Raw genomic sequence first — 21,508 nt, forward strand, 5'->3', positions numbered from 1 at the left:
ACCGGATACGGTGTTCGATGTTGGACGTTCAGCTTAGATCTGACGACTGGTTTCTGACTCCCGGCCTCCTGCCGGCGGCCTTGAGGGCCACCATCAGCACGGATATGGCCGCCGGTGTCATACCGTCAATTCTGGAAGCCTGCCCCAGGGATGCGGGTTTTATGGCGGTCAACTTTTCCCTGATTTCGGTCGAAAGGCTGTGAACGGCTCCGTAATCGAACGACCCGGGTATCCTGATCCGCTCCAGATGCTTGAATTTATTGATCTCGTTGATCTGCCGCCGGATGTATCCCTCGTATTTGATTTCTATCTCCACCTGCCGCGTCACCTTCCGGTCCAGAGGCGTTGCCGGGGGTGCCAGTCGCTCCACCACGTCGTAATCCAGCTCCGCCCGCTTCAGCAGCTGATCCAGATAGACCCCGTTGGTCAATTTTTTCGTCCCCAGGCCGTTCAGATACCTATGTGCAGGAGCGCCCGGTTTGATTACGGTCCCCTTTATCCGCTCGATTTCCTCCTCAATCAGGCGTTTGCGATCCTTCACATCCTTCAGGGTGTCGCTGTCGATCAATCCCAGCTCGTTACCGATCTGCATCAGCCGCAGGTCTGCATTGTCTTCCCGCAGCATCAGGCGGTACTCGGCCCTCGACGTAAACATGCGGTAAGGTTCCCGGGTTCCCTTGGTGATCAGATCGTCGACCATGACACCCATGTAGGCCTGGGAACGGTCCAGTATAAAAGGAGGGCGCCCCTGAATCCTGCAGGCGGCGTTGATGCCGGCCCATATCCCCTGGGCCGCGGCCTCCTCGTATCCGGATGTGCCGTTGATCTGGCCGGCCATGTAAAGACCTGCAACCAGACGGGTTTCCAGGGTTGGCTCCAGGTGTACGGGGTTGATGTAATCGTATTCGATCGCGTATGCCGGGCGCATGATTTCAGCCGACTCGAGACCCTTCACCGACCGGACAAACTGCAGCTGAATCTCCATGGGAAGGCTGTTGCCCAGACCGCTGGCGTAGATTTCATCCGTATTCAGCCCTTCCGGCTCCAGAATGATCTGGTGGGAGGATTTGTCCGGAAACCGCACGACCTTGTCCTCGAACGAGGGGCAGTAGCGCGCGGAAACCCCTTTGATAACACCGCCGTACAGGGCGGAGCGCTCCAGGTTTTCTCCGACGATGCGGTGGGCTTCGGGGTTGGTCCGCCCAATATAGCTCGGCAGCTGGGGCAGGGTGATCCCGTCCGAAAAAAATGAAAACGGACGCGGGTCGAGCTCTTCCTGCTGCTTTTCGAACCGGCTGAAATCGATGGATCCCCTGTGCAGCCTGGGTGGCGTACCCGTCTTCATCCTGCCCAAGGTGAAGCCCAGCTGCCGCAGGTGCGCGGGAAGCCCGTACGATGCAAACTCGCCCGCACGCCCGGCCTGTATGGACGTAAAGCCGATGTGCACCAGACCGCTTAAAAAGGTGCCGGTCGCCAATATCACGGCCGGCGCCCTGTAGCCGAACCCGGTTTGGTCCTGAATACCGGCCACGGCGTCGTTCTCGACCACCAACCGCTCGACCAGGCATTGCTTCAGGTCCAGGCCGGCCTGCCCTTCGAGAACCGCCTTCATGGCCGTGTGGTAACGCAGCTTGTCGTTCTGCGCCCGCGAAGAGTGCACCGCGGGGCCCTTTTTGGTGTTGAGCGTCCGGTACTGGATGGCGGACTTGTCGGTAATCTTGGCCATTTCGCCGCCCAGGGCGTCGACTTCCTTTACCAACTGGCCCTTGGCCATTCCACCGATGGAAGGGCTGCACGGCATGGCCGCGACCTTGTCCAGATCGATGGCCGTGAGCAATACCGTGCAGCCCATCCGGGCGGCGGCAAGCGCCGCCTCGCAGCCCGCATGCCCGGCGCCAACGACGATCACATCGTAGTGTTTATCATACTCAGCCATTTTGCCACGCTCCGTTACGTCCAATGCAACCTCCCGCCTTTCCCTCAACGCTGAGGTTTATCGAGCATCCGGTATTATAATGCCGTCATCCCCGTGTGTACAAGTCGAAATATCGCCAGTATCCGCTAATCACGTTTTGGCAGGGATAAATCCCTGCGCTACCAACAGGATCGAAAACATGATCGTTAAAAGTCGGATATTGGACCATTTTAAATTGTTTCATATCCTGGTATTCGATATTAGGATTTCCATGAATAGCGGTTGCCATGTTATTCGGCTACCTTTCTGCTTCGGAAAAAAATTCCTTGTGCTGGACATCGGTTGTATCGGAACCTATATATGACAACTGGTATTGATGTAACCCTAAAACCGGCCGCACGCCATAACCGTTTCCATTGTAAAATGAGTATTCCCCAAAGAAGATACACCGACCTCAACACCTACTTCAGGAGCCGCTTCGGCTGCAGGGTGCAAAAAATTGCGGTGGACGCCGGGCTGACCTGCCCGAACCGCGATGGAACCCTAGCAACCGGCGGCTGCATATACTGCAACGGCAGTGGTTCGGGCACCGGTTTGCTGAAAAAGGGTCTGAGCATCCCGGAACAGATCGAGAGGGGCAAAAAGTATCTGTCGAAGAGATACAAGGCCGACAAATTCATGGTCTATCTACAATCCTTTACCAACACCTACGCCCCCCTGCCCGTGCTGGAAAAAATCTATGCCGAGGCCCTGGCCTCGCCGGACGTTGTCGGGATGTCCGTGGGCACCCGGCCGGACTGCGTGGACGGTCCGGTGCTCGACCTGCTGCAGCACTACACCGCGAGCCACCTCATCTGGATCGAATACGGACTCCAGTCGGCCCACGATGAAACCCTGGCCCTGATCAACCGGGGGCACGACGTGGCGGCCTTTTCACGGGCCCTTTGCAAAACAGCAAACAGGGGTATCAAGATTTGCGCCCACGTCATTATCGGCCTCCCCGGCGAAAAAAGGCGCCACGTTCTGGAAACGGCGGACTTTCTGGCACAGGCTGGCATAGACGGTGTGAAACTGCATCTTTTGTACGTGGTCAAGGGGACGGCGCTCGAGACCCTTTACCGAAACGGCAGTTATCGGTGCCTGGAACAGGATGCCTACGTGGACCTCGTGTGCGATTTTCTGGAACGCATCCCCGAAAATGTGGTGATCCAGCGGCTGACCGGCGACCCGCACCCCCACGAACTGGCCGCGCCGCAGTGGTCGCTGGAGCGCAACGAAACCTTTACCCGCATCAACCGGGAACTGGAAAGAAGGGAGACCCGGCAGGGGAGGTTGTGCCCGCCCGCGTGAGACGAGCGGAAGGTAAAAATGTCTGAAGGTGCGAACGTAAGAAGGTTTGCCGGTAGACCTGTGATCGGCAGTCGGAGAGAAATGTACGGATGAACATCCAACATTGAACATCGAACGGTTGGCTATTTGCTTTTGCCTGATTGCCCAAAAAACCTCAATACCGTCCACCTTGTAGCGCCCCCCCGGGGCGCTTGACAAAACAGCCCCACTGCAATAGGCTGTCATTACTTAAACCTAAGTTCAATTTAGGTCAAAGAAAGCCTTGCAACCACACGGCGGCGGAACCGGGGGCATATGACATATCAGCTTTCTCCGATCTTACGTTTCAAAACCGCAGTTCGATTTTTTCTCTGCCTGGCAATGGCCGTCATCCTCGCACCGGTATCCCCGTTCAATCCCCGTGATGCCGGAGCCGTGGAAGAAACCCTTTACGTGAAAGTCCTGGTGGCCCGCGTGCGCCAGGCACCCACCACGGAAGCCCCTATTCTCTTCCGGGCCAGGCGGGGCGACCCCGTGGTCGTAGAAAAAAAGCGCAATGAGTGGTATTATATCCGCTACCCCGACGGTAGAACCGGCTGGGCTCACCGGGATCTGTTCGCCGCCCCGTCCGATGAAGGCCGCCGATCCGCAGAAAAAAGCCATTTTATCAAAACCATCACCTCGAAAATCGTCTCTGAAAACAGAGAAACCGTGGCCTTCGAACTGAACGGCTTTTACCCCCCGGAAACGTTTGTGCTGAAGGGGGAACGGCCGCGGGTCGTCTGTGATTTTCTGAACACCCGCATAGACGACAATATCGGCGACCGGATCGAATCAGAAGGAAGCCTCATCAAAGGCATCCGTGTCGCGCCCTACGGTGGTGTTGCCGCCCGCGTGAGAATCGTCCTGGATTTGAGCCGCGACCGGCACTACGAGATCGATCAGACCTTTTATAAAAAAGAAAACATCTACCTCGTCACCGTGAGCACCGCGGTACCGTAAAACGCACCGCACCGCGCCGATGCACAGGGGATGCCGCGCGGTCATCGCGGGTTTGAGAGACGGCCCGCGATTTAACCCCAACGCTGCAGGATCGAGCCGGGTGTGAACAGCATGCTTGCGAAACAGACCCTCCCTACGCATTCCTGGCACATCGTCCTGATCGACGATGAACGGGATATCCGCGACGTCGTATCCATCTCGCTGAAGGACAGCGGATACCATGTGGAGGTGGCTGCCGACGGGCAGGCAGGGCTGGACCTGTGCCTCGAAAAAAAGCCCCAGATCGTCATCACCGACATTCGCATGCCGGGTGTCGACGGCATCCAGGTCCTGACGGCGCTGAAAAAATCCGATCCAGACATCGAGGTCATCGTCATCACCGCCTTTGCCGACATGGATCTGGCGGTCAAGGCGTTGCAGCTGGACGCCTCTGACTTCATCACCAAACCCATTCACGACGAAACCCTGCACCTGGCCCTGCGTCGCGCCCGGGAGCGCTACACCGCCAGGAAGCAGGCCAGGGACTACACCGCTCTGCTCGAAAAGGAAAATGCCACCCAGGCCCAAATCCTGCACCAGGACAAAATGATGTCCCTCGGACGGCTGGCAGCCAGCGTCGTTCATGAAATCAACAACCCCCTTTCCGGCATCCTCAATTACAGCCGGCTGATGATCAAGGTATTGGAAAAGGAGGACCTGAACGAAGAACGGCGAAGCCGGTTCCTCCGCTACCTCGACCTGGTGGAAAAGGAATCGGACCGCTGCTCCAAGATCGTGTCGGGCCTCTTGGCTTTCTCCCGCAAGTCGCCGCCGTCCTTTGCGCCGGTGAATGTCGCCGACCTGCTGGAACGCTGCATCGCCCTGAGCCGCCACAGGTTGGCGCTTTCGGGAATCGACTTGACGCGCAGCATTCCGGGCGGCCTTCCCGCCGTTCGAGGAGATTTCAACCAGCTGCAGCAGTGCGTGATCAATCTGATATTCAACGCCATGGACGCCATGCCCCACGGTGGAAAAATTCACATCGAAAGCCGCGTCGAAGCACAGGGCGGCATGGTGGTCATCAGCTTTACGGACACGGGGTCCGGTATCTCCCCGAAGGATCTGCCGCACATTTTCGAACCCTTTTACACCACCAAAAAAGAGGGCTACGGCGTCGGATTGGGGCTCTCCACGGTTTACGGCATCATGGCCCAGCACCACGGCAGCGTGGCGGTGGAAAGCAAGCCGGGGGATGGAACCGTCTTTTTTCTGAAGCTGCCGCCCGCCGCATCGTGATAAAGGGAGAAATCCGGAGATGGGCCGATGATCGACAGGGAAATAACGCAAAAAGCGTGTTCAGGTGTTTACAGCCGGTGGTCGAAAAGCCCGCCGCAAACCCTGAACCGAACACCGATTACCTTGTATCTAAAGAACCACTATGAGCGACCGATTCCAGAACGACGTCATTCTCAGCCAACAGACGCTGGCCCTGCTTGACGAACTCAGTGTGGGGGCCTTTACGGTGGATGTCAACCGCCGGGTCAAGGCCATGAACCTGAATGCCCAGGCGCTCATGGGGCTGAAAGAAGTGGATGTCATCGACAAGGACTGCCGCGAAATATTCACGGGTGTCCCCTGCATGGTCGACTGTGTCCTGCAGAACAAACACAGCGGCGCCGCCGATGAACCGGACGTCGAAATCGTCGATGAAAACGAAGCCAGGATGTTTTTGACCCGCATGGCCATCCCCGTGTACGATCACAATCACCGCCCGGCCGGCTGTCTGACCATCCTGCAGGATCACTCCCCCATCGCCGATCTCATCGACCGGATCCACTATGAGGAACGCACCTTAAAGGTAATCCTGGACAATCTCGACGTCGGCATTTTTACGGTAAACCGCGGCGGTCTGATCACCTTCTTCAACAACGAAGCCGAAAAAATATCCGGCTATAACCGCCGCCAGGTGCTTGGCAAGCCCTGCTCGACGCTTTTCGGCGGCCAGGTCACCGACGACATGTGCCTTTTCAGGGAGTCCCTGGAAAAGGGATGGATGAACAAACCCAGGCAGGGGGAAATTGTCACCCAGGACGGAGAGGCCGTTCCGATCCGCACCAATTACATCGCCCTGAAAAACGAAAAAGGGGCCATCATCGGAGGGCTGGCAACCTTTCACGACCTGACCCTGGTCCGTCAACTGGACCAGGCCATGCACGACCGCTACACCTTTCACGACATGATCGGCAAAAGCCAGGCCATGCAGAAGGTTTTCGAAAAGGTCGAGATTGTCGCCGACGCCGACGCCACCATTCTCATCGAAGGCCCCACCGGAACGGGAAAGGACCTGCTGGCCAAGGTGATCCATCATGCCAGCCAACGATCTTCCCGTCCGTTTGTCAAGGTCAACTGTGCCGCCATCCCGGCCGACCTCCTGGAATCGGAGCTGTTCGGATACGCCAGGGGCGCCTTCACCGGCGCCGAACGCGACAAACCGGGAAGATTCAACGAAGCCGACGGCGGTACGATTTTCCTGGACGAAATCGGCGACCTGCCCCTGCCCCTGCAGGCCAAACTCCTGCGGGTACTGGAAGACAAGGAGTTCTACCCCCTGGGAAGCCGGCACACGCAAAAAGTGGATGTACGCATCATCTCCGCCACCAATCGGGGGCTGGACAAACTCGTGGAAAAAGGCCTGTTCCGGGAAGACCTGTTTTACCGTCTGAACGTTTTCCGGTTCGACCTCCCCGCTCTGGAAGAACGCATGGTGGACCTGCCGCTTTTGATCCAGCACATTTTGAGAAGACTGTGTGCGGCCCGCGGCACCCCCACGGTGGACATCGCCCGGCCGGCCATGGAAATTCTGTTGAACCGCGATTACCCGGGCAACGTTCGCGAGTTGGAAAACATTCTGGAACATGCCCTGATCGTCAGCCGGGAAAGCGAAATACTGCCCCGGCATCTGCCGGATTACATTTGTCGCCCCCAAAAGCCGGCCGGTAATCACGACCATCGAAGCGCTCCCCGTTTCGATGCCCTTCAACAGGAGGAGCGGCACAAAATAATCGAGGCGCTGGCACGGCACAACGGAAACCGCACACGAGCCGCCGGGGCCCTCGGGATTGACCGCTCCACGTTATGGCGCAAGATGAATCGATATAAAATTTCGAAAAATTCATCATGACAACCAATCACCCCCCAAACAACAAGCAGCTGAACAAGCTCCCGCTCAACATCGCCATTGTCGGCGGCGGAAGGGCCTGTAAATTTTTTCTGGATCTTCTGCGTACGGACTATTTCGCATACCTTAGCATCAACGTCCTTGGCGTCTGCGACATCGATCCGGAAGCATCGGGTCTTCAGAGGGCCAGGGAAATGGGTATCTTCACTACCGACAATTTCAAAGACTTGTTCGAGTTCGAACACCTGGACAGCATTCTGGAACTGACCAACAGCAGGGATGTCCTTCTGGAACTCGTTAAACTGAGGCCAAAAGGCGTCGGGGTCGTGGAGCACAACACCGGTCGTTTTTTCCGCTCCTTCTATGAATTAAACCAGCGTCTGCAGTCAGCGGAGCATCAGGCCAATGTTGAAAAACTGTTCTCCAACTTCATGGTCCAGCAAAGCACGGCCGCCATCGTCGTTATCAACACGGATTTCACCATTCACGACGTAAACGAGGTCTATCTGAAGGTCGTCGGCAAGAAGAAAGAGGCCGTCCTCGGTACTCGCTGCCACGAGGCCTTCTACGGCCTGAGCGCCCCGTGTTCCAGCAGCAACTTCCAGATGCGATGCCCCATGCTGGAAACCATGCAGACCGGCAAATCCGCCCATGTCATTCATGAATTCCCGGGAATAATGAACCAGAAATCCTATGGCAATATCGTCACCTATCCCTTTAAGAACGAAAACGGCGACGTCTTCCGGGTGATGGAACTGATCAGGGATATCACCGAGGAAATATCGTTGAAGTGGGAGAAGCGCGCCGAAGAACTCAGGGCCGATCTGAATAAAATGATCCAGGAAGACCGCATGATTTCACTGGGCAAGCTTGCCGCCAGTTGTGTGCACGAAATCAACAATCCCATTCAGGGTCTGCTCACATTTTCGGACCTGATGCAGAATATTCTCTCTGAAGAAACCCTTACGCCGGGCGACACCGAAAATTTCAAGAAGTTCCTGACAATGATGTCCAGCGAACTCGAGAGGTGCGGCCACATTGTGTCCGGCCTGCTGTCTTTTTCCCGCCAGATACCGCTGGAATATAAAAAGCTGGACCTGAACGAGATTATGGATGCCGTTCTGCGTTTGAGCCGTCATAAAATGGAACTCCAAAACATCGAGTTGATCACACAACTGCAACCCGGCGTCATCGCGATTCACGGCGACGCCAACAGGCTGCAGCAGGTGTTGCTCAACCTGATATTCAACGCCATCGAAGCCATGCCAGACGGCGGGCAGCTGAAAATAGTCTCGGAGATGGCTCCATCCGAAAATCAGGTGGAAATCAAGATTGCCGATAACGGTACCGGCATACCGGAAAAACAGGTCAGCCACATTTTCGATCCTTTTTTTACCACCAAAAAGGAGGGCGAAGGCACCGGGCTCGGCCTGTCCATCGTTTACGGCGTTGTGCGCAATCATGGCGGCAAGGTCAGCGTGCAAAGCAAAGAAGGAGAGGGCACGGTGTTCACGCTCGTGTTTCCTGTGATTGAACAAGAGGGAGGATCGCTGTGACCAAGAAAATGCATATCATGATCGTGGACGACGAAAAAATCGTCCGGGAGTCGTTGTACTACTGGTTTCAAAAATCGGGGCACACCGCCGAAACAGCGGCTTCCGGTTTTGAAGCCCTGGAAAAGCTTGAAAAGGTTCCCTTTGACCTGCTCTTTGTGGATATTAAAATGCCCGGCATGGACGGTATCGAGCTGCTGGAAAGGGTCAAAACGGATTTTCCGGATACCATCGTCGTCATTATCACCGCTTACGGTTCCATTGACTCCGCTGTCGACGCGATGAAAAAGGGCGCTCATGACTATCTGCTCAAGCCATTCAAGCCCGATTATCTGTCACTGGTCCTGGAAAAGGTCCTGCAGCAAAAAGCCCTGACCTCCGAATACAACTACCTCAAGGGACGCCTGGAAAAAATCACCCGGTTCGACAACATCATCGGCCAATCGCCTCCCATGAAAGAGATTTTCAAGTTGATCCCCGAGATCGCCGCCAGCGAGGCATCCATTTTGCTGACAGGCGAAACGGGAACCGGCAAAGAGCTGGTGGCCAGGGCTATCCATGCCGAGAGCAACCGTGCCCTGCTCCCATTCATCGCCATTAACTGCGGCGCCATTCCGGATTCATTGCTGGAAAGCGAGCTGTTCGGCCATCAAAAGGGGGCTTTTACAGACGCAAAGCACGCACGCAAGGGATTTCTCGAAGTCGTTTCCGGGGGCACCCTGTTCCTGGATGAAATCGGGGAAATCAGCCCGAAGATGCAAGTGGATCTTCTGCGGGTGCTGGACGAAAAAAAAATAACCCGCATCGGCAACCGCACGCCCGTCGCAGTGGATTTCCGGCTGATTTCAGCGACGCGCAAAGACCTGCAAAAAGCCATTGCCGACGATGACTTCAGGGAGGACTTCTTTTACCGTATCAACGTCATTCACATGCCTATCCCTCCCTTGCGGCAAAGAAAAGAGGACATCCCGCTGCTGGTGGATCATTTCCTCGAAAAATACAGCCAGGAAACCGCTAAACGGGTAGACCGGGTTTCAAAGCAAACCTTGAACGAGCTCGTGCAGTACCAGTGGCCGGGCAATATCAGAGAGCTGGAGAATGCCGTGGAGCGGGCGGTGGTGCTTTCCAAATCCCGAACCCTCACCACCAGCGACTTCGCCTTTTTGAAGACGGCGGCCTCTCCACGCGAAGAAACGCCAACCTTAAAGAGGCTGGAAAAAACGTACATCCTGGAAACATTGAACGGATGCGGCTGGAATGTCACCCGGGCTGCGAAGGTGTTGGGCATCAACCGGGTAACCCTTCACAAAAAGATCGACCGCTATGAGCTGAAAAGCGGAAAGAGATGAGCGCGGATCGTCCCTGCATCGGCCTGATACCCATGGGCGACATACCCGACATGACGCCCAAGGTCATCGCAGCCCATATTTCAGGCTACTTCGATCTGTCGGCGGAATTGATGCCTCCCATGAAAAACCCTGCCCATGCCCTGAACAGGCGGCTGCTTCAGTACGATGCAGGCGCCGTCATCAAACACATGGAAGCGATGTCGTTCGGGGCCTTCGACAAAGTCGTCTGCATCATGGATGTCGATCTCTTTTTACCGGTCTTCACCCACATATTCGGCGAAGCGCGTCAGGGGGGGCGTGTCGCCCTGGTGTCCATGTTTCGCCTCAGGGAGAATGAAGCGGACACCGTCGCCCCGTCGGCCAGGACGCTGGAGCGCGTCGCCAAAGTGTCCCTCCACGAATTGTGCCACCTGTACGGCCTGACCCACTGCGAGGACAGTCGATGTCTCATGCACTTCTCAGGGAACCTGGCAGACCTGGACCGGAGCTCATTCAATCTGTGCCGCTACTGCCGGCGGTTTCTGAATGATGCCGTACAGTAGACTCCGGCGTGGGGTAGATCCAATTTCACCATAGAAAGCTGTGATGAAAACATATGTGACGACCGGTATATTATCTGCACGCCGGTCATCATTTTTTACTTTTTCCCTGTCCCTAAAAACGCCTCCACCAGAACCTCCCATCCGATTTCGGGAAACGACCCGGCGACATCATTGAGGGGCTCCGCACCGGTGGCCGCCAAATTTTCATATTCCGGCCCCATCAACGACAAGAGTCTGCTGCTTTCATGCTCCATCCAACGGATGCTTTCACGACCGAAATAAAGCCCCTTCACATCCTTCTTCGGCATCACCGGTTCCAGGATAAACAGCCATCCTTCATGATAGGGATCGATAGTGACTATTTCAGGATGTTCGAGCGCTTTATGGTTCACCGCCAAGACGACACCGGTCACCGGCGACAAAACCGCAGCTTCATGGCCGCCCTTTTTAAACGTCCACCCCACCTGACTCTGGTTCAACTTCTCGCCCAGCGGCGGCAGCAGCAGTTGCCGGGGGCAACCGAAGACTTTGGATGAAAAATCATCGAGCCCTACCCTGGCGCGCCCCCCGTGTTCAAATCGCGACCAGCTGTGTCCCATATGATAGTAATACCCTTTGGCCACCCGGTATCCGGATGCCGATGACAGCGGCGGCGCCTCCAATTCCCCCCCCAAATCGACCTCATCCAGTATTTGATCAAAAGGGCAGTGATAACACTCGTAATTCATGGTACAAATTTTCGGTGCATCGATGCGGCCCGTCAGGGCATGACGGCATGGCCGCGTGGCGCCATAGTGCGACTTTTTCAGATAGTCGACCCAGCCCTCTGCGCTCAGTGTCTCTTTGCGCCGGCCTTTTTTCATACCCATGGCCTTGCGCATGCCCAAATCAAAGGGACAGTTGTTGCAGTCATAGTCGTTGTCGCATTTACGGAAATTAATCACGCCGGCTTTCATCCAGATGCACGCATCTTCCACCACCTCAAAGCCTTGTACCCGCGTTTTACCGTTTCTTTTTTTCATGTTCCCCTTTGCATTCATTGCGGCACCTCCTTTACGCCACATCCCGTGGTGTGGTTGAAATCTGTCTCTTGCTTATTGGTAGAGCAATATGAATACCAACGGACTCGATGAGGGTGTATTTTATTACAACTATTTGTATTTATTGTTATTAACTGTTGCAAGCCGCATGATTGGCCCACGACTGCCCGGCGACGGCCGGGCGGAAACGATGCGTTTTTTTACACATCTGAATCTCGCACCGGCATGGATGACATTCTTATTGTTTAAATACAGTGAATTAACATGTGTATCGCTTTGCTACACCCCCTGTTGCCATTTCTAATGGCGCGAAGACGGTTTCGGGATGTTGCGTTTAGGCAACTTATCGTTGTGCAACAATTATCTTATTTAATTTATTGTTAAATAAATATTTACACCCTTATTTGTTGCATTTGCTGCAACATAACGGGGACATTTTTCCGCCGTTTTCGGTCGCCATGATATTATAATCAACATAATATCAATTGGTTATGATATTACGAGCGCTTGGCATGCTCTATGCAGAAACATCCCCGAAGGCTTCATTGCCAGGATCACCATCAATGCAGCGGTCCTGATGCTGCCCGCTAACATGGAGGGCACCCCATGCATCGCCGTCAAAAAGCCAAAATCCTCGTAGTGGATGACGAACCTGATACGATAATTTTTCTCTCTAACCTTCTGCATTCGGACGGGTTCAAGCCCATCACCGCCGACAACAAGAAAGACGGGCTGCAAAAGGCGGTCGAAGAAAAGCCAGCCGTCATCATTCTCAACGTGATGATGCCGGGGGAGGCCGGCGTCACCATGTATCGAAACCTCAAACGGAGCGCCCAACTGAAAAGTGTTCCCGTCATCATGCTCTCAACCATCGACAAAAAAACATTTCTAAAATGCCACAACATCTACGGCCAGTATATCTGCGAGGAGATGGCCACCATGGACCGGTTTATCGAAAAACCGCCGGAGGCCGATGATTTTCTCCTTACAGTCAGGGAGTTGTCAGGATATCGTTAAAGCGCTCAAACCGGCGAGACGTTCCGGAGGTCTGCATGAGCATCAAAATAGGGTTTTACATCTGTCATTGCGGCATCAATATCGCTTACAAGGTTCGGGTCGAGGAGGTCGCAGCCTATGCCGGCCGGTTGAAAAATGTCGTCGTTGCCAGAGACTACAAATTCATGTGTTCGGATCCGGGCCAGGAAATGATCGAAAAAGACATTCGTGACTTTAATCTCGACCGGGTGGTGGTGGCCTCATGCTCGCCGCGGCTTCACGAAAAAACCTTTCAAAGTGCCTGCCAAAGGGCCGGCCTGAACCCGTACATGTTTCAAATGGCCTCTGTTCGCGAACAGGTTTCCTGGGTTACCGAAAGTGAAGACGAGGCCACCAACAAAGCCAAAACGCTGGCGGCGGGCGCCATAAACCGCGTCAATTTTCATCAGGCCCTGGAAACCAGGGAGGTCACGGTCAACCCGGATACCGTCGTCGTCGGCGGTGGCATCGCCGGCATGCAGGCCGCCATCGATATAGGCAACGCCGGCAACACGGTTCACCTCGTGGAAAAAGCCCCCACCATCGGCGGCCATATGCTGCAGTTCGACAAGACATTCCCGACACTGGACTGCGCGGCCTGCATCGGAACTCCCAAAATGGTGGAAGTCGCCCAGAACCCAAATATCCGACTCCACACCTACAGCGAAGTCACCGACGTTTCCGGTTATATCGGCAATTACACGGTGACCATTCGCAAAAAACCCCGCTATGTCATCGAGGGCGTTTGTACGGGCTGTGGGGAATGTTCCCAGGTTTGCCCCGTAACGGCCCCCAATGCGTGGGATGAAAATCTGTGTATGCGCAAAGCTATCGGCAGGTCCTTTCCCCAGGCGGTCCCCATCACCTTCAACATCGAAAAAATGGACCGTGCGCCCTGCGTCACCACCTGTCCCGCCGGCGTCAACGTACAGGGGTATGTTCAACTTATCAAAGAAGGCAGGTATAAGGATGCGGTAAAATTGATCATGGAGCGTCTGCCCCTGCCGGGCGTCTTGGGGAGGGTCTGCCCTCATCCCTGCGAATCGGCATGCCGCCGCGGGGAGCTTGACGCCCCGGTGGCCATCAGGGCGCTGAAGCGATTTGCCGCCGATCAAATCACCCTTGAAGACCTGGAACGCCCGGCGATCGAAGACCGCCGGGAAAAAATCGCCGTCATCGGCTCAGGACCGGCCGGGTTGACGGTCGCCTACTATCTGCGTCTGAAGGGCTACCGGGTGACCATTTACGAAGCGCTAGAAAAACTCGGGGGCATGCTGCGTGTCGGCATTCCGGACTACCGGCTGCCGCCGGAAATTCTCGACAAAGAAATCGCGGCCATTCTCAGCCTGGGCATCGCCGTGGAGACCGGCAAACGTTTTGGGAAGGACATCTCACTCAAAACGCTGACATCCATGGGGTATGCGGCGGTATTTCTATCCATCGGTGCCCACCGGGCCCTGTCTCTGGGAATTCCCGGCCTTGAAAGGACCGACGGCGTGGTGGACGCCCTTGAATTTCTGCGCGACGTGAATCTCGACGGGGGCGTGCAGCCGGGCAGAGAGGTGGTGGTCATCGGCGGGGGAAATGTCGCCATGGATGCGGCCCGCGCGGCCAGACGTCTGGGCTCGGAAAAGGTGACCATCCTCTACCGCCGCTCCGAACGCGAAATGCCGGCCTACGCGGAAGAGATCGAAGATGCCAAGGCGGAAGGGATCGGGTTTCACTTTCTGACATCACCGGTGACGGTCCTCAGCCGGAACGGCCGGGTCACCGGTATCGAGTGTATTCGCAACGAACTGGGCCCTGCCGACGCCAGCGGTCGACGACGTCCGCTTCCCGTCAAGGATTCCGAGTTCGTCATTGCATGTGATGCGGTTGTCCCCGCCGTCGGTCAAAAAACGGACAACGCCTGGGCGCCAAACGAGCCGGGCCTCGATTGGACGTCACGGCAGACCATCCGGGTAGATCCGCAAACCCTGCAAACCAGCGTCCCGCATGTGTTTGCAGCCGGTGACGCCGTCACCGGGCCTGCCACCGTGATCGAGGCGGTCAGTGCAGGCCACAAGGCGGTTGCAGCCATTCACGGATTTCTCGATCGTGACGACCCGGCCGCATTGGCGGCGGCATTACAGCCCCAGGAGCCCGCCGGAGAAAACTGGCGGCCCCTGCCCGACGGCGTCGAACCCAACGGCCGCCCTCACGTCGTGCAGACCCCACCGGCCAACCGCTTGGATTCGTTCTGTGAAGTCGAGCTGGGATTCTCCGAACAGGATGCACGGCACGAGGCTGAACGGTGTCTGAATTGCGGGCTGTGTTGTGAGTGCATGGCGTGTGTACAGGCATGCGAGGCCCAGGCCATAGACCACCGGATGCAGGCCGAGGAATTAGAGGTGCAGGCCGGCACCATCATTCTCGCCACGGGCTATGACCTCATGGATCCGACGCCGTTGAAACCGTACGGCTATCACAAGTATCCCAACGTATACACCAGTCTCGAGTTCGAACGGTTGAGCAACGCCACCGGGCCCACCGGCGGCAATATTCTCATTCGCGATGCACGGGGAGAATTCACGAAAGAACCCGAAAGTGTCGCCTTGCTCCACTGTATCGGCAGCCGGGACGTCAATTACCATGAATACTGTTCAAGGGTCTGCTGCATGTACGCCCTCAAATACGCGCACCTGCTCAAGGAAAAAGTCGGGCACCATACCAAGGTCTACGATTTTTACATCGATCAGCGCTGCTACGGAAAAGGCTATGAGGAATTCTACCGGCGCTGCCAGGAAGAAGGCACCACCTTTATCCGGGGAAAGGTGGCGGAAATCACGGACAAGGCGACATCCGAGAGCGAAGAAGGGAAGCTTATCGCCATTGCCGAAGATACACTCTTGGGAAGCCGCCTTCGCGTTCCGGTGGACATGGTCGTACTCTGCGCGGCCATGGAAGCCAGAGAGGATGCCGGCCAGGTGGGCCGGGTTTTCGGGATCAACCGGGGGGCCGACGGATTCTTTCTGGAGGAGCACCCCAAACTGGGGCCGCTGAACACGGCTACCGACGGTGTGTTTATTGCCGGGGCTTGTCAGTCACCGAAAGATATCCCCGACACGGTCGCGCAGGCGTCCGGCGCCGCCGCCAAGGCCCTTTCCCTGTCTACCCGCGGCAAGGTGCCGGTCCCCTCGACCATTTCCTGGATCGACCCCTCTGTTTGCGCCGGATGTCAGACATGTATCGGGCTTTGCCCCTATTCCGCGATAGAGTTCGACGAGAGAAGAAATGTCTCGGTCATCAACGAGGCGGTCTGCAAGGGTTGCGGCAGCTGCAGCGGCGCCTGCCCCAGCGGGGCCGCCCAGGTGAAGCATTTCACAAAAAAACAGATTTTTGCGGAGTTCAGCGGCATCATGGATGCACTCAGTGCTGTGGGTATGTAAACCCCGCAGCTGCAACGCTGGGGTAAAGTCATAAAGCAAATCTTTCGGAGGAGACCGCTATGGATGCATTTGAACCGACCATCATTGCCTTTGTTTGTAACTGGTGCACCTATACCGCCGCCGACCTGGCAGGAACCTCCCGGCTGACGTATCCCAAAAACGTGCGGTTGATACGCGTCATGTGCACGGGAATGGTGGATCCCCAATATGTCATCAAGGCATTTTTGGAAGGTGCCGACGGTGTCCTCGTCAGTGGCTGCCACCCCGGCGACTGCCACTACATCAACGGGAATTACAAAGCCCGCAGACGCATCAAGCTTCTTAAAGAAATTCTCCCGCAATTCGGGTTTGAAGAAACCCGCTTGAAGTTGACCTGGATCGGCGCCAGCGACGGCATCCTCTTCGCCGAGGTGATGCGTGAGCTTGTCGCCCGAATCAAAGCGCTGGGCCCGAATCAAGCCAAGCTGAAAATGGTGATTTAGCACGGAGGAAAGCATGGGTGGCACAATGAAAATTGAAGTCGAAAACAATGACATACTGCAATCCCTCCGGGATTTTTTCCGTTCCCTTCTCGAAAAGAAAGCCATCGATGCGATTTTGGTTCCCCAAAAGCTTCCCATGAAAAACATGGTGATGCCCATGCTTGTTACGGATGCGAAGGACCTTTCGCACGTCGACCCTTTGGCGCCTGTATTCCCTTTGAATGCCGGCAGGATGGCTGCCAGGCTCACCAAAAAGCCCATCGGGGGCAAAATTCTCGTCGTGTTGCGCACCTGTGAACTGCGGGCCTTCATCGAGCTTGTCAAACTCAAACAGGCGCGCACGGAGGAGATCATCCTCCTCGGCATCGATTGCCTGGGAGCCTTTCAGAACCGGGACTACTTCGAACTGGTAGGAGACGATCCTTCCGAAACCACGCGTCTGTTCCATGAAAGCGTTCTGGCCGGCGAAAGCGGCGCCATCAAGGGCTTTGAAATCGCACCCGCCTGTCAGACCTGTGAGCATCCCATACCCGAACAGGCGGATATCCTCATCGGACTTTACGGTGTCGATACCCATCACAATTTGCTCGTTCAGGCCAACACGCAATCCGGCGAGGATTTTCTGGAAGGCGCGCACCTGTCTCCGGCGGCGTCGCCTTCACGGCGAAAAGCGGTCGTCGATGCCCTCCTGAAGGATCGAAAGGCCCGCCGGGACGCCATGTTTGCCAACACCCGGCAACAGATCGACGGCATTGAAAAACTGACGACCTACTTCGCCAACTGCGTCAATTGCTACAATTGCAGGGTTGCCTGTCCGGTTTGTTACTGCAGGGAATGTGTCTTTTCCACGGATGTGTTCGAACACGAACCATCCCAGTACCTGGGGTGGTCCAAACGAAAGGGCATGATCAAAATGCCGACAGACACCGTTTTTTACCATTTAACCCGGCTGGCCCATATGAGCACGGCCTGCATCGGATGCGGTCAATGCTCCAATGCCTGTCCCAATGATATTCCGGTCATGGAGGTCTTTCGCACCATTGCCCATCGTTCCCAGAAAGCTTTCGGCTACGAGGCCGGCCGGAGTCTCGATGAAAAGCCACCGCTGTCCGAGTTCCGGGAGAAAGAATTTGAAGATATCGTCGGAATGGGAGATTAGCTGTCGACTCCTCCCCGATGCCTGTCAGCGTTCAGGAAAAAACCGCTGCCAGTGACATGTGACGGAGTCCACTTACCAGGAGGCTTGAATGCATAAAAAAATCGGCAAAGCCCTTGTTGTCGGCGCCGGTATCGGCGGCATCCGCGCAGCGCTGGATTTGGCGGAAACGGGTTATGGCGTCACCCTTATCGACAAATCGCCCCACATCGGCGGTATTCTGAGCAAACTCGATTATCAGTTTCCAACGAATCATTGCGGCATGTGCAAAATGCTGCCGCTGGTGGACCGGGACAAATCCTCCCAGTACTGCCTCCGCAAAGGACTTTTTCACGAAAATATCGAGATCCTTCTATCCACCGAGCTCATCGCCGTTGACGGCGAAGCCGGACAGTACACCGCCCAACTGAAACAGAGGCCCAACTGGGTGGATGCGAACAAGTGCATCGGGTGTGCCCTGTGCGTCGATGCCTGCCCGGTGGAGGTGCCGGATGAATTCAATGAGGGCATGAGTAAAAGAAAGGCCATTTACCTTCCGGTCCCCCACGCCATCCCCAATCCATTCATAATCGACATGGCCGCCTGCACGCGATGTGGGGAATGCGAAAAAATCTGTCCCACAGGCGCCATTCGGCTTTCCGAACAGGCTAGAAGCGAATTCAAGATTCTTGTGGTGGATGATGAACTGATCGTGCGTGACTCGCTCAAAGAATTGCTCGGGGAGGAGGGATTTGCCGTCCAAATGGCGGCCTCGGGTTCCGAGGCGCTGGAAAAACTGGATGTGGAAACATATCATCTCATGCTGACGGACATCAAAATGCCCGGTATGGACGGCGTCGAGCTGCTCGGGGTCGCAAAAGAAAAGTGCCCGGATCTTACCGTCATCATGATGACGGCGTATGCCACCGTCGAAACGGCGGTCGAAGCCATGAAAATAGGTGCGTTGGATTATCTGATCAAACCTTTCGATCCCGACAAAATGATTCCCATGCTCCTCGATATCTACGCAGACTTCGAGGCCGCCGGCGGTCTCGAAAGGGAAGTCGGCGCCATTGTGCTGTGCGGGGGCACCGACTACTATCGGCCCGAAACCGGAAAAAACGCCTATGGCTATGGAATTATACCCAACGTGGTGACCAGTATGGAATTTGAACGAATGCTGAGCGGACTGGGGCCGGCACAGGGCCGCCTTGTGCGGCCATCCGACGGTAAACCGGTGCGCAATATCGGCTGGATTCAGTGCGTCGGCTCCCGGGACCTCCAGTCGAACGCCGATTTCTGTTCGAGCATCTGCTGCATGCATGCCATAAAGGAAGCGCTGCTGGCCAAGGAGAAAAGCACCGACGATGTCGAAACGACCCTGTTCTACATGGACATGCGCACATTTGAAAAATCCTTCCAGCGGTACCGGGATTCCGCGGAAAAAACGCATGGGGTTCGATTCCTGAGAGGAAGGGTCCACTCCACCGAACAAAACGTCGCGGGGGATGTCGTCGTTCGATACGCGGAGCCCGACGGCACCGCCCGGAACATGTCACTCGACCTGATGGTGCTCTCCCTGGGGCAGCGACCGGCCAAAGGCGCCGATATGCTGGCGAACATGCTGGATCTCGGTCAGAATCAATGGGGCTTTTTGGACACCCTTCCCTTTTACGCCACACGGACGCAACGGGAAGGGGTCTTTATCGGCGGCGCTTTTTCGGGCCTGACGGATATAAGCAATTCCGTTATACAGTCATCGGCCGCCGCCCTGGCGGCATCGAGCGCCATCCATTCGTCCGGGGGCGGGCTGGCGCCGGAGGTTTCCAGCGTTGCGCCGCTGCGGGATGTTTCGCGCGAACGGCCTGAAATACTCGTGATTCTCTGCACCTGCGACGAAACGCTTTCCGACGGCCTCGATGTCGACGCCATGGCAAATGCGCTGCAAAACGATCCGTCGGTCAAATGGGTCGAGCGGCTGCGGCAGGCCTGTACGGAAACCGGCTGGAACGAGTTGACCGAACACATCAAGGACCGTCGGCCGAATCGGGTCGTTATCGGTGCCTGCCGGCCCTATGTGTACGCCCGAAAATTGAACGAGCTGTCCAAGGCAACCGGACTCCCGCCCTCGCTGATGGATGTGGTGGACATCCGGACACCGCTTTTCGGATTTGCCGAAACCGACCCGGAAGACAGGCAAAGGGTTGTTTTGAGTGCCCTTAAAACGGGCATCGCCGGGCAACAATATGCAGACCCGGCGCCCGTTCCGACCTGCCCCGTTCGACAAAAAGCACTGGTTGTGGGTGGCGGAATCGCCGGCTTGACGGCGGCGCTGGGCATTGCCGATCATGGGTTTCGTGTCGACGTGGTGGAAAAATCCGATGAACTTGGCGGCAATCTGAATTGGATGAAAAACACCATCGAAGGACACGACACAGCGTCACTTTTGGAAGAAACCGTCGCCAGGGTACACAAGCACCGACTGATAGACACGCACACGGCGTCGCGGATCGTATCCTCGTTTGGCGACGTCGGCTCTTTTTTTACGACCATTCAGGACGAGAAAGGTGTCCCGCTTGACCTGCAACACGGGGTGACGGTTCTGGCCACCGGCGGCTGCGAAGCGCCGGCCGAAAGTTATGCATACGGCAGGCACGACGGAATTTTAACCCAGAAGGAGTTTGCGTGCCGGCTGGCATCCGAACAGATCGACCCGGCTGCAATAGACTCGGTCGTGATGATTCAATGCGTGGGCAGCCGGGAAGCCCCGAGAAACTACTGCAGCCGGATCTGCTGCGCCGCTTCGTTGAAATACGCGCTTCAATTGAAGGCGGGCAACCCGGGTATCAACATCTACGTTCTATACAGAGACATGATGGCATTCGGTTTTCTGGAATCCTACTACACCAGCGCCAGAAAAGCCGGTGTCGTGTTCATTCAATACCATGTCGACCGCAAGCCGGTTGTTCATGTGGACGGCGGCAAGCTCTCGGTGACGACCGTCGAACCGATAATCGGCCGGCCCATTGAAATCAAACCGAATCTCGTAATTCTGGCCACGGGGATTGTGCCGAACCTGACCCGGGAACTGGCGGCGGTTTTCGACATTGCCATCGACCCGGACGGCTTTTTCCAGGAGGCCGAACCCAAATGGCGGCCTGTCGACGCCATCAAGGAGGGGGTGTTTGCCTGCGGGCTCACGCATTCGCCGCGCTCGGTTACGGAATCCATCGCCACCGCCGAAGCCGCTGCAGAGCGGTGCCTGAGAATTCTCACCAGGCACAATCTGCCGTCCGGAAAACTGGTGGCGCAAGTCCGGCACAACCTCTGCAGCCTGTGCGAACGCTGTATCGACGCCTGCCCGTACGGCGCCCGCGCACTGGACATGGACAAAGAAAGGGTCGAGGTCAACCCGGTGATGTGCCAGGGATGCGGCTCGTGTGCTGCCGTTTGTCCCAACGACGCATCCATCCTGGCAGGGTTCCCGAAACAGCAAATGTTCCAGATACTGGATGCGGCCGTGATATGAGAGGAGTATCTG

14 protein-coding genes are annotated in these 21,508 nt (G+C 56.2%); 12 read left to right on the forward strand and 2 right to left on the reverse strand.

Going from position 1 to position 21,508, the window contains the following annotated elements:
• Nucleotides 1-28 precede the first annotated feature (28 nt).
• Nucleotides 29-1,936 (reverse strand): tRNA uridine-5-carboxymethylaminomethyl(34) synthesis enzyme MnmG, encoded by a 1,908-nt coding sequence (gene mnmG, locus LJE94_13835; protein MCG6911188.1) that lies wholly within the window; start codon nt 1,934-1,936, stop codon nt 29-31.
• A gap of 402 nt (nt 1,937-2,338) precedes the next feature.
• Between mnmG and LJE94_13840 the strand changes: the two genes are divergently transcribed.
• The 7 genes from LJE94_13840 to LJE94_13870 all read left to right on the forward strand — a co-directional run bounded on the left by LJE94_13840 (nt 2,339) and on the right by LJE94_13870 (nt 10,847).
• Nucleotides 2,339-3,265 carry a TIGR01212 family radical SAM protein gene (locus LJE94_13840; GenBank protein MCG6911189.1) on the forward strand — a complete coding sequence of 309 codons (927 nt, stop codon included), beginning with the start codon at nt 2,339-2,341 and terminating at the stop codon, nt 3,263-3,265.
• A 294-nt stretch (nt 3,266-3,559) separates the two neighbouring features.
• Nucleotides 3,560-4,246 (forward strand): SH3 domain-containing protein, encoded by a 687-nt coding sequence (locus LJE94_13845; GenBank protein ID MCG6911190.1) that lies wholly within the window; start codon nt 3,560-3,562, stop codon nt 4,244-4,246.
• A gap of 111 nt (nt 4,247-4,357) precedes the next feature.
• The gene (locus LJE94_13850; protein MCG6911191.1) at nt 4,358-5,521 is read left to right on the forward strand and encodes a response regulator; all 1,164 of its coding nucleotides are present in this window, start codon (nt 4,358-4,360) and stop codon (nt 5,519-5,521) included.
• A gap of 142 nt (nt 5,522-5,663) precedes the next feature.
• Nucleotides 5,664-7,406 (forward strand): sigma 54-interacting transcriptional regulator, encoded by a 1,743-nt coding sequence (locus tag LJE94_13855; protein ID MCG6911192.1) that lies wholly within the window; start codon nt 5,664-5,666, stop codon nt 7,404-7,406.
• Nucleotides 7,403-8,959, forward strand: coding sequence for a PAS domain-containing protein (locus LJE94_13860; GenBank protein MCG6911193.1), 1,557 nt, complete (start codon nt 7,403-7,405; stop codon nt 8,957-8,959). The genes LJE94_13855 and LJE94_13860 overlap by 4 nt, the downstream gene beginning before the upstream one ends.
• Entirely contained in the window at nt 8,956-10,305 is a 1,350-nt protein-coding gene (locus LJE94_13865; GenBank protein ID MCG6911194.1) for a sigma-54 dependent transcriptional regulator, read from the forward strand. The genes LJE94_13860 and LJE94_13865 overlap by 4 nt, the downstream gene beginning before the upstream one ends.
• Nucleotides 10,302-10,847: a zinc metallopeptidase gene (locus LJE94_13870; protein ID MCG6911195.1), complete on the forward strand. Its 546-nt coding sequence runs from the start codon at nt 10,302-10,304 to the stop codon at nt 10,845-10,847. Before LJE94_13865 ends, LJE94_13870 begins: the two co-directional genes overlap by 4 nt.
• A gap of 95 nt (nt 10,848-10,942) precedes the next feature.
• On the opposite strand, the gene LJE94_13875 is transcribed toward LJE94_13870, so the two are convergent.
• A complete protein-coding gene (locus LJE94_13875; GenBank protein ID MCG6911196.1) occupies nt 10,943-11,869 on the reverse strand; it encodes a glycine cleavage system protein H in 927 nt (308 codons plus the stop codon).
• A gap of 624 nt (nt 11,870-12,493) precedes the next feature.
• Between LJE94_13875 and LJE94_13880 the strand changes: the two genes are divergently transcribed.
• The 5 genes from LJE94_13880 (at nt 12,494) to LJE94_13900 (ending at nt 21,496) form a co-directional block, all read left to right on the forward strand.
• Nucleotides 12,494-12,904, forward strand: coding sequence for a response regulator (locus tag LJE94_13880; GenBank protein MCG6911197.1), 411 nt, complete (start codon nt 12,494-12,496; stop codon nt 12,902-12,904).
• A gap of 35 nt (nt 12,905-12,939) precedes the next feature.
• Nucleotides 12,940-16,350, forward strand: coding sequence for an FAD-dependent oxidoreductase (locus LJE94_13885; protein MCG6911198.1), 3,411 nt, complete (start codon nt 12,940-12,942; stop codon nt 16,348-16,350).
• 59 nt (nt 16,351-16,409) lie between these two features.
• Nucleotides 16,410-16,832 carry a hydrogenase iron-sulfur subunit gene (locus LJE94_13890; protein MCG6911199.1) on the forward strand — a complete coding sequence of 141 codons (423 nt, stop codon included), beginning with the start codon at nt 16,410-16,412 and terminating at the stop codon, nt 16,830-16,832.
• Between the two features lie 13 nt (nt 16,833-16,845).
• The gene (locus LJE94_13895) at nt 16,846-17,991 is read left to right on the forward strand and encodes a Coenzyme F420 hydrogenase/dehydrogenase, beta subunit C-terminal domain (protein MCG6911200.1); all 1,146 of its coding nucleotides are present in this window, start codon (nt 16,846-16,848) and stop codon (nt 17,989-17,991) included.
• Between the two features lie 88 nt (nt 17,992-18,079).
• Nucleotides 18,080-21,496: a response regulator gene (locus LJE94_13900; protein ID MCG6911201.1), complete on the forward strand. Its 3,417-nt coding sequence runs from the start codon at nt 18,080-18,082 to the stop codon at nt 21,494-21,496.
• Nucleotides 21,497-21,508 lie beyond the last annotated feature (12 nt).

Source organism: Deltaproteobacteria bacterium (assembly GCA_022340465.1).
Taxonomy (GTDB): Bacteria; Desulfobacterota; Desulfobacteria; order Desulfobacterales; family B30-G6; genus JAJDNW01.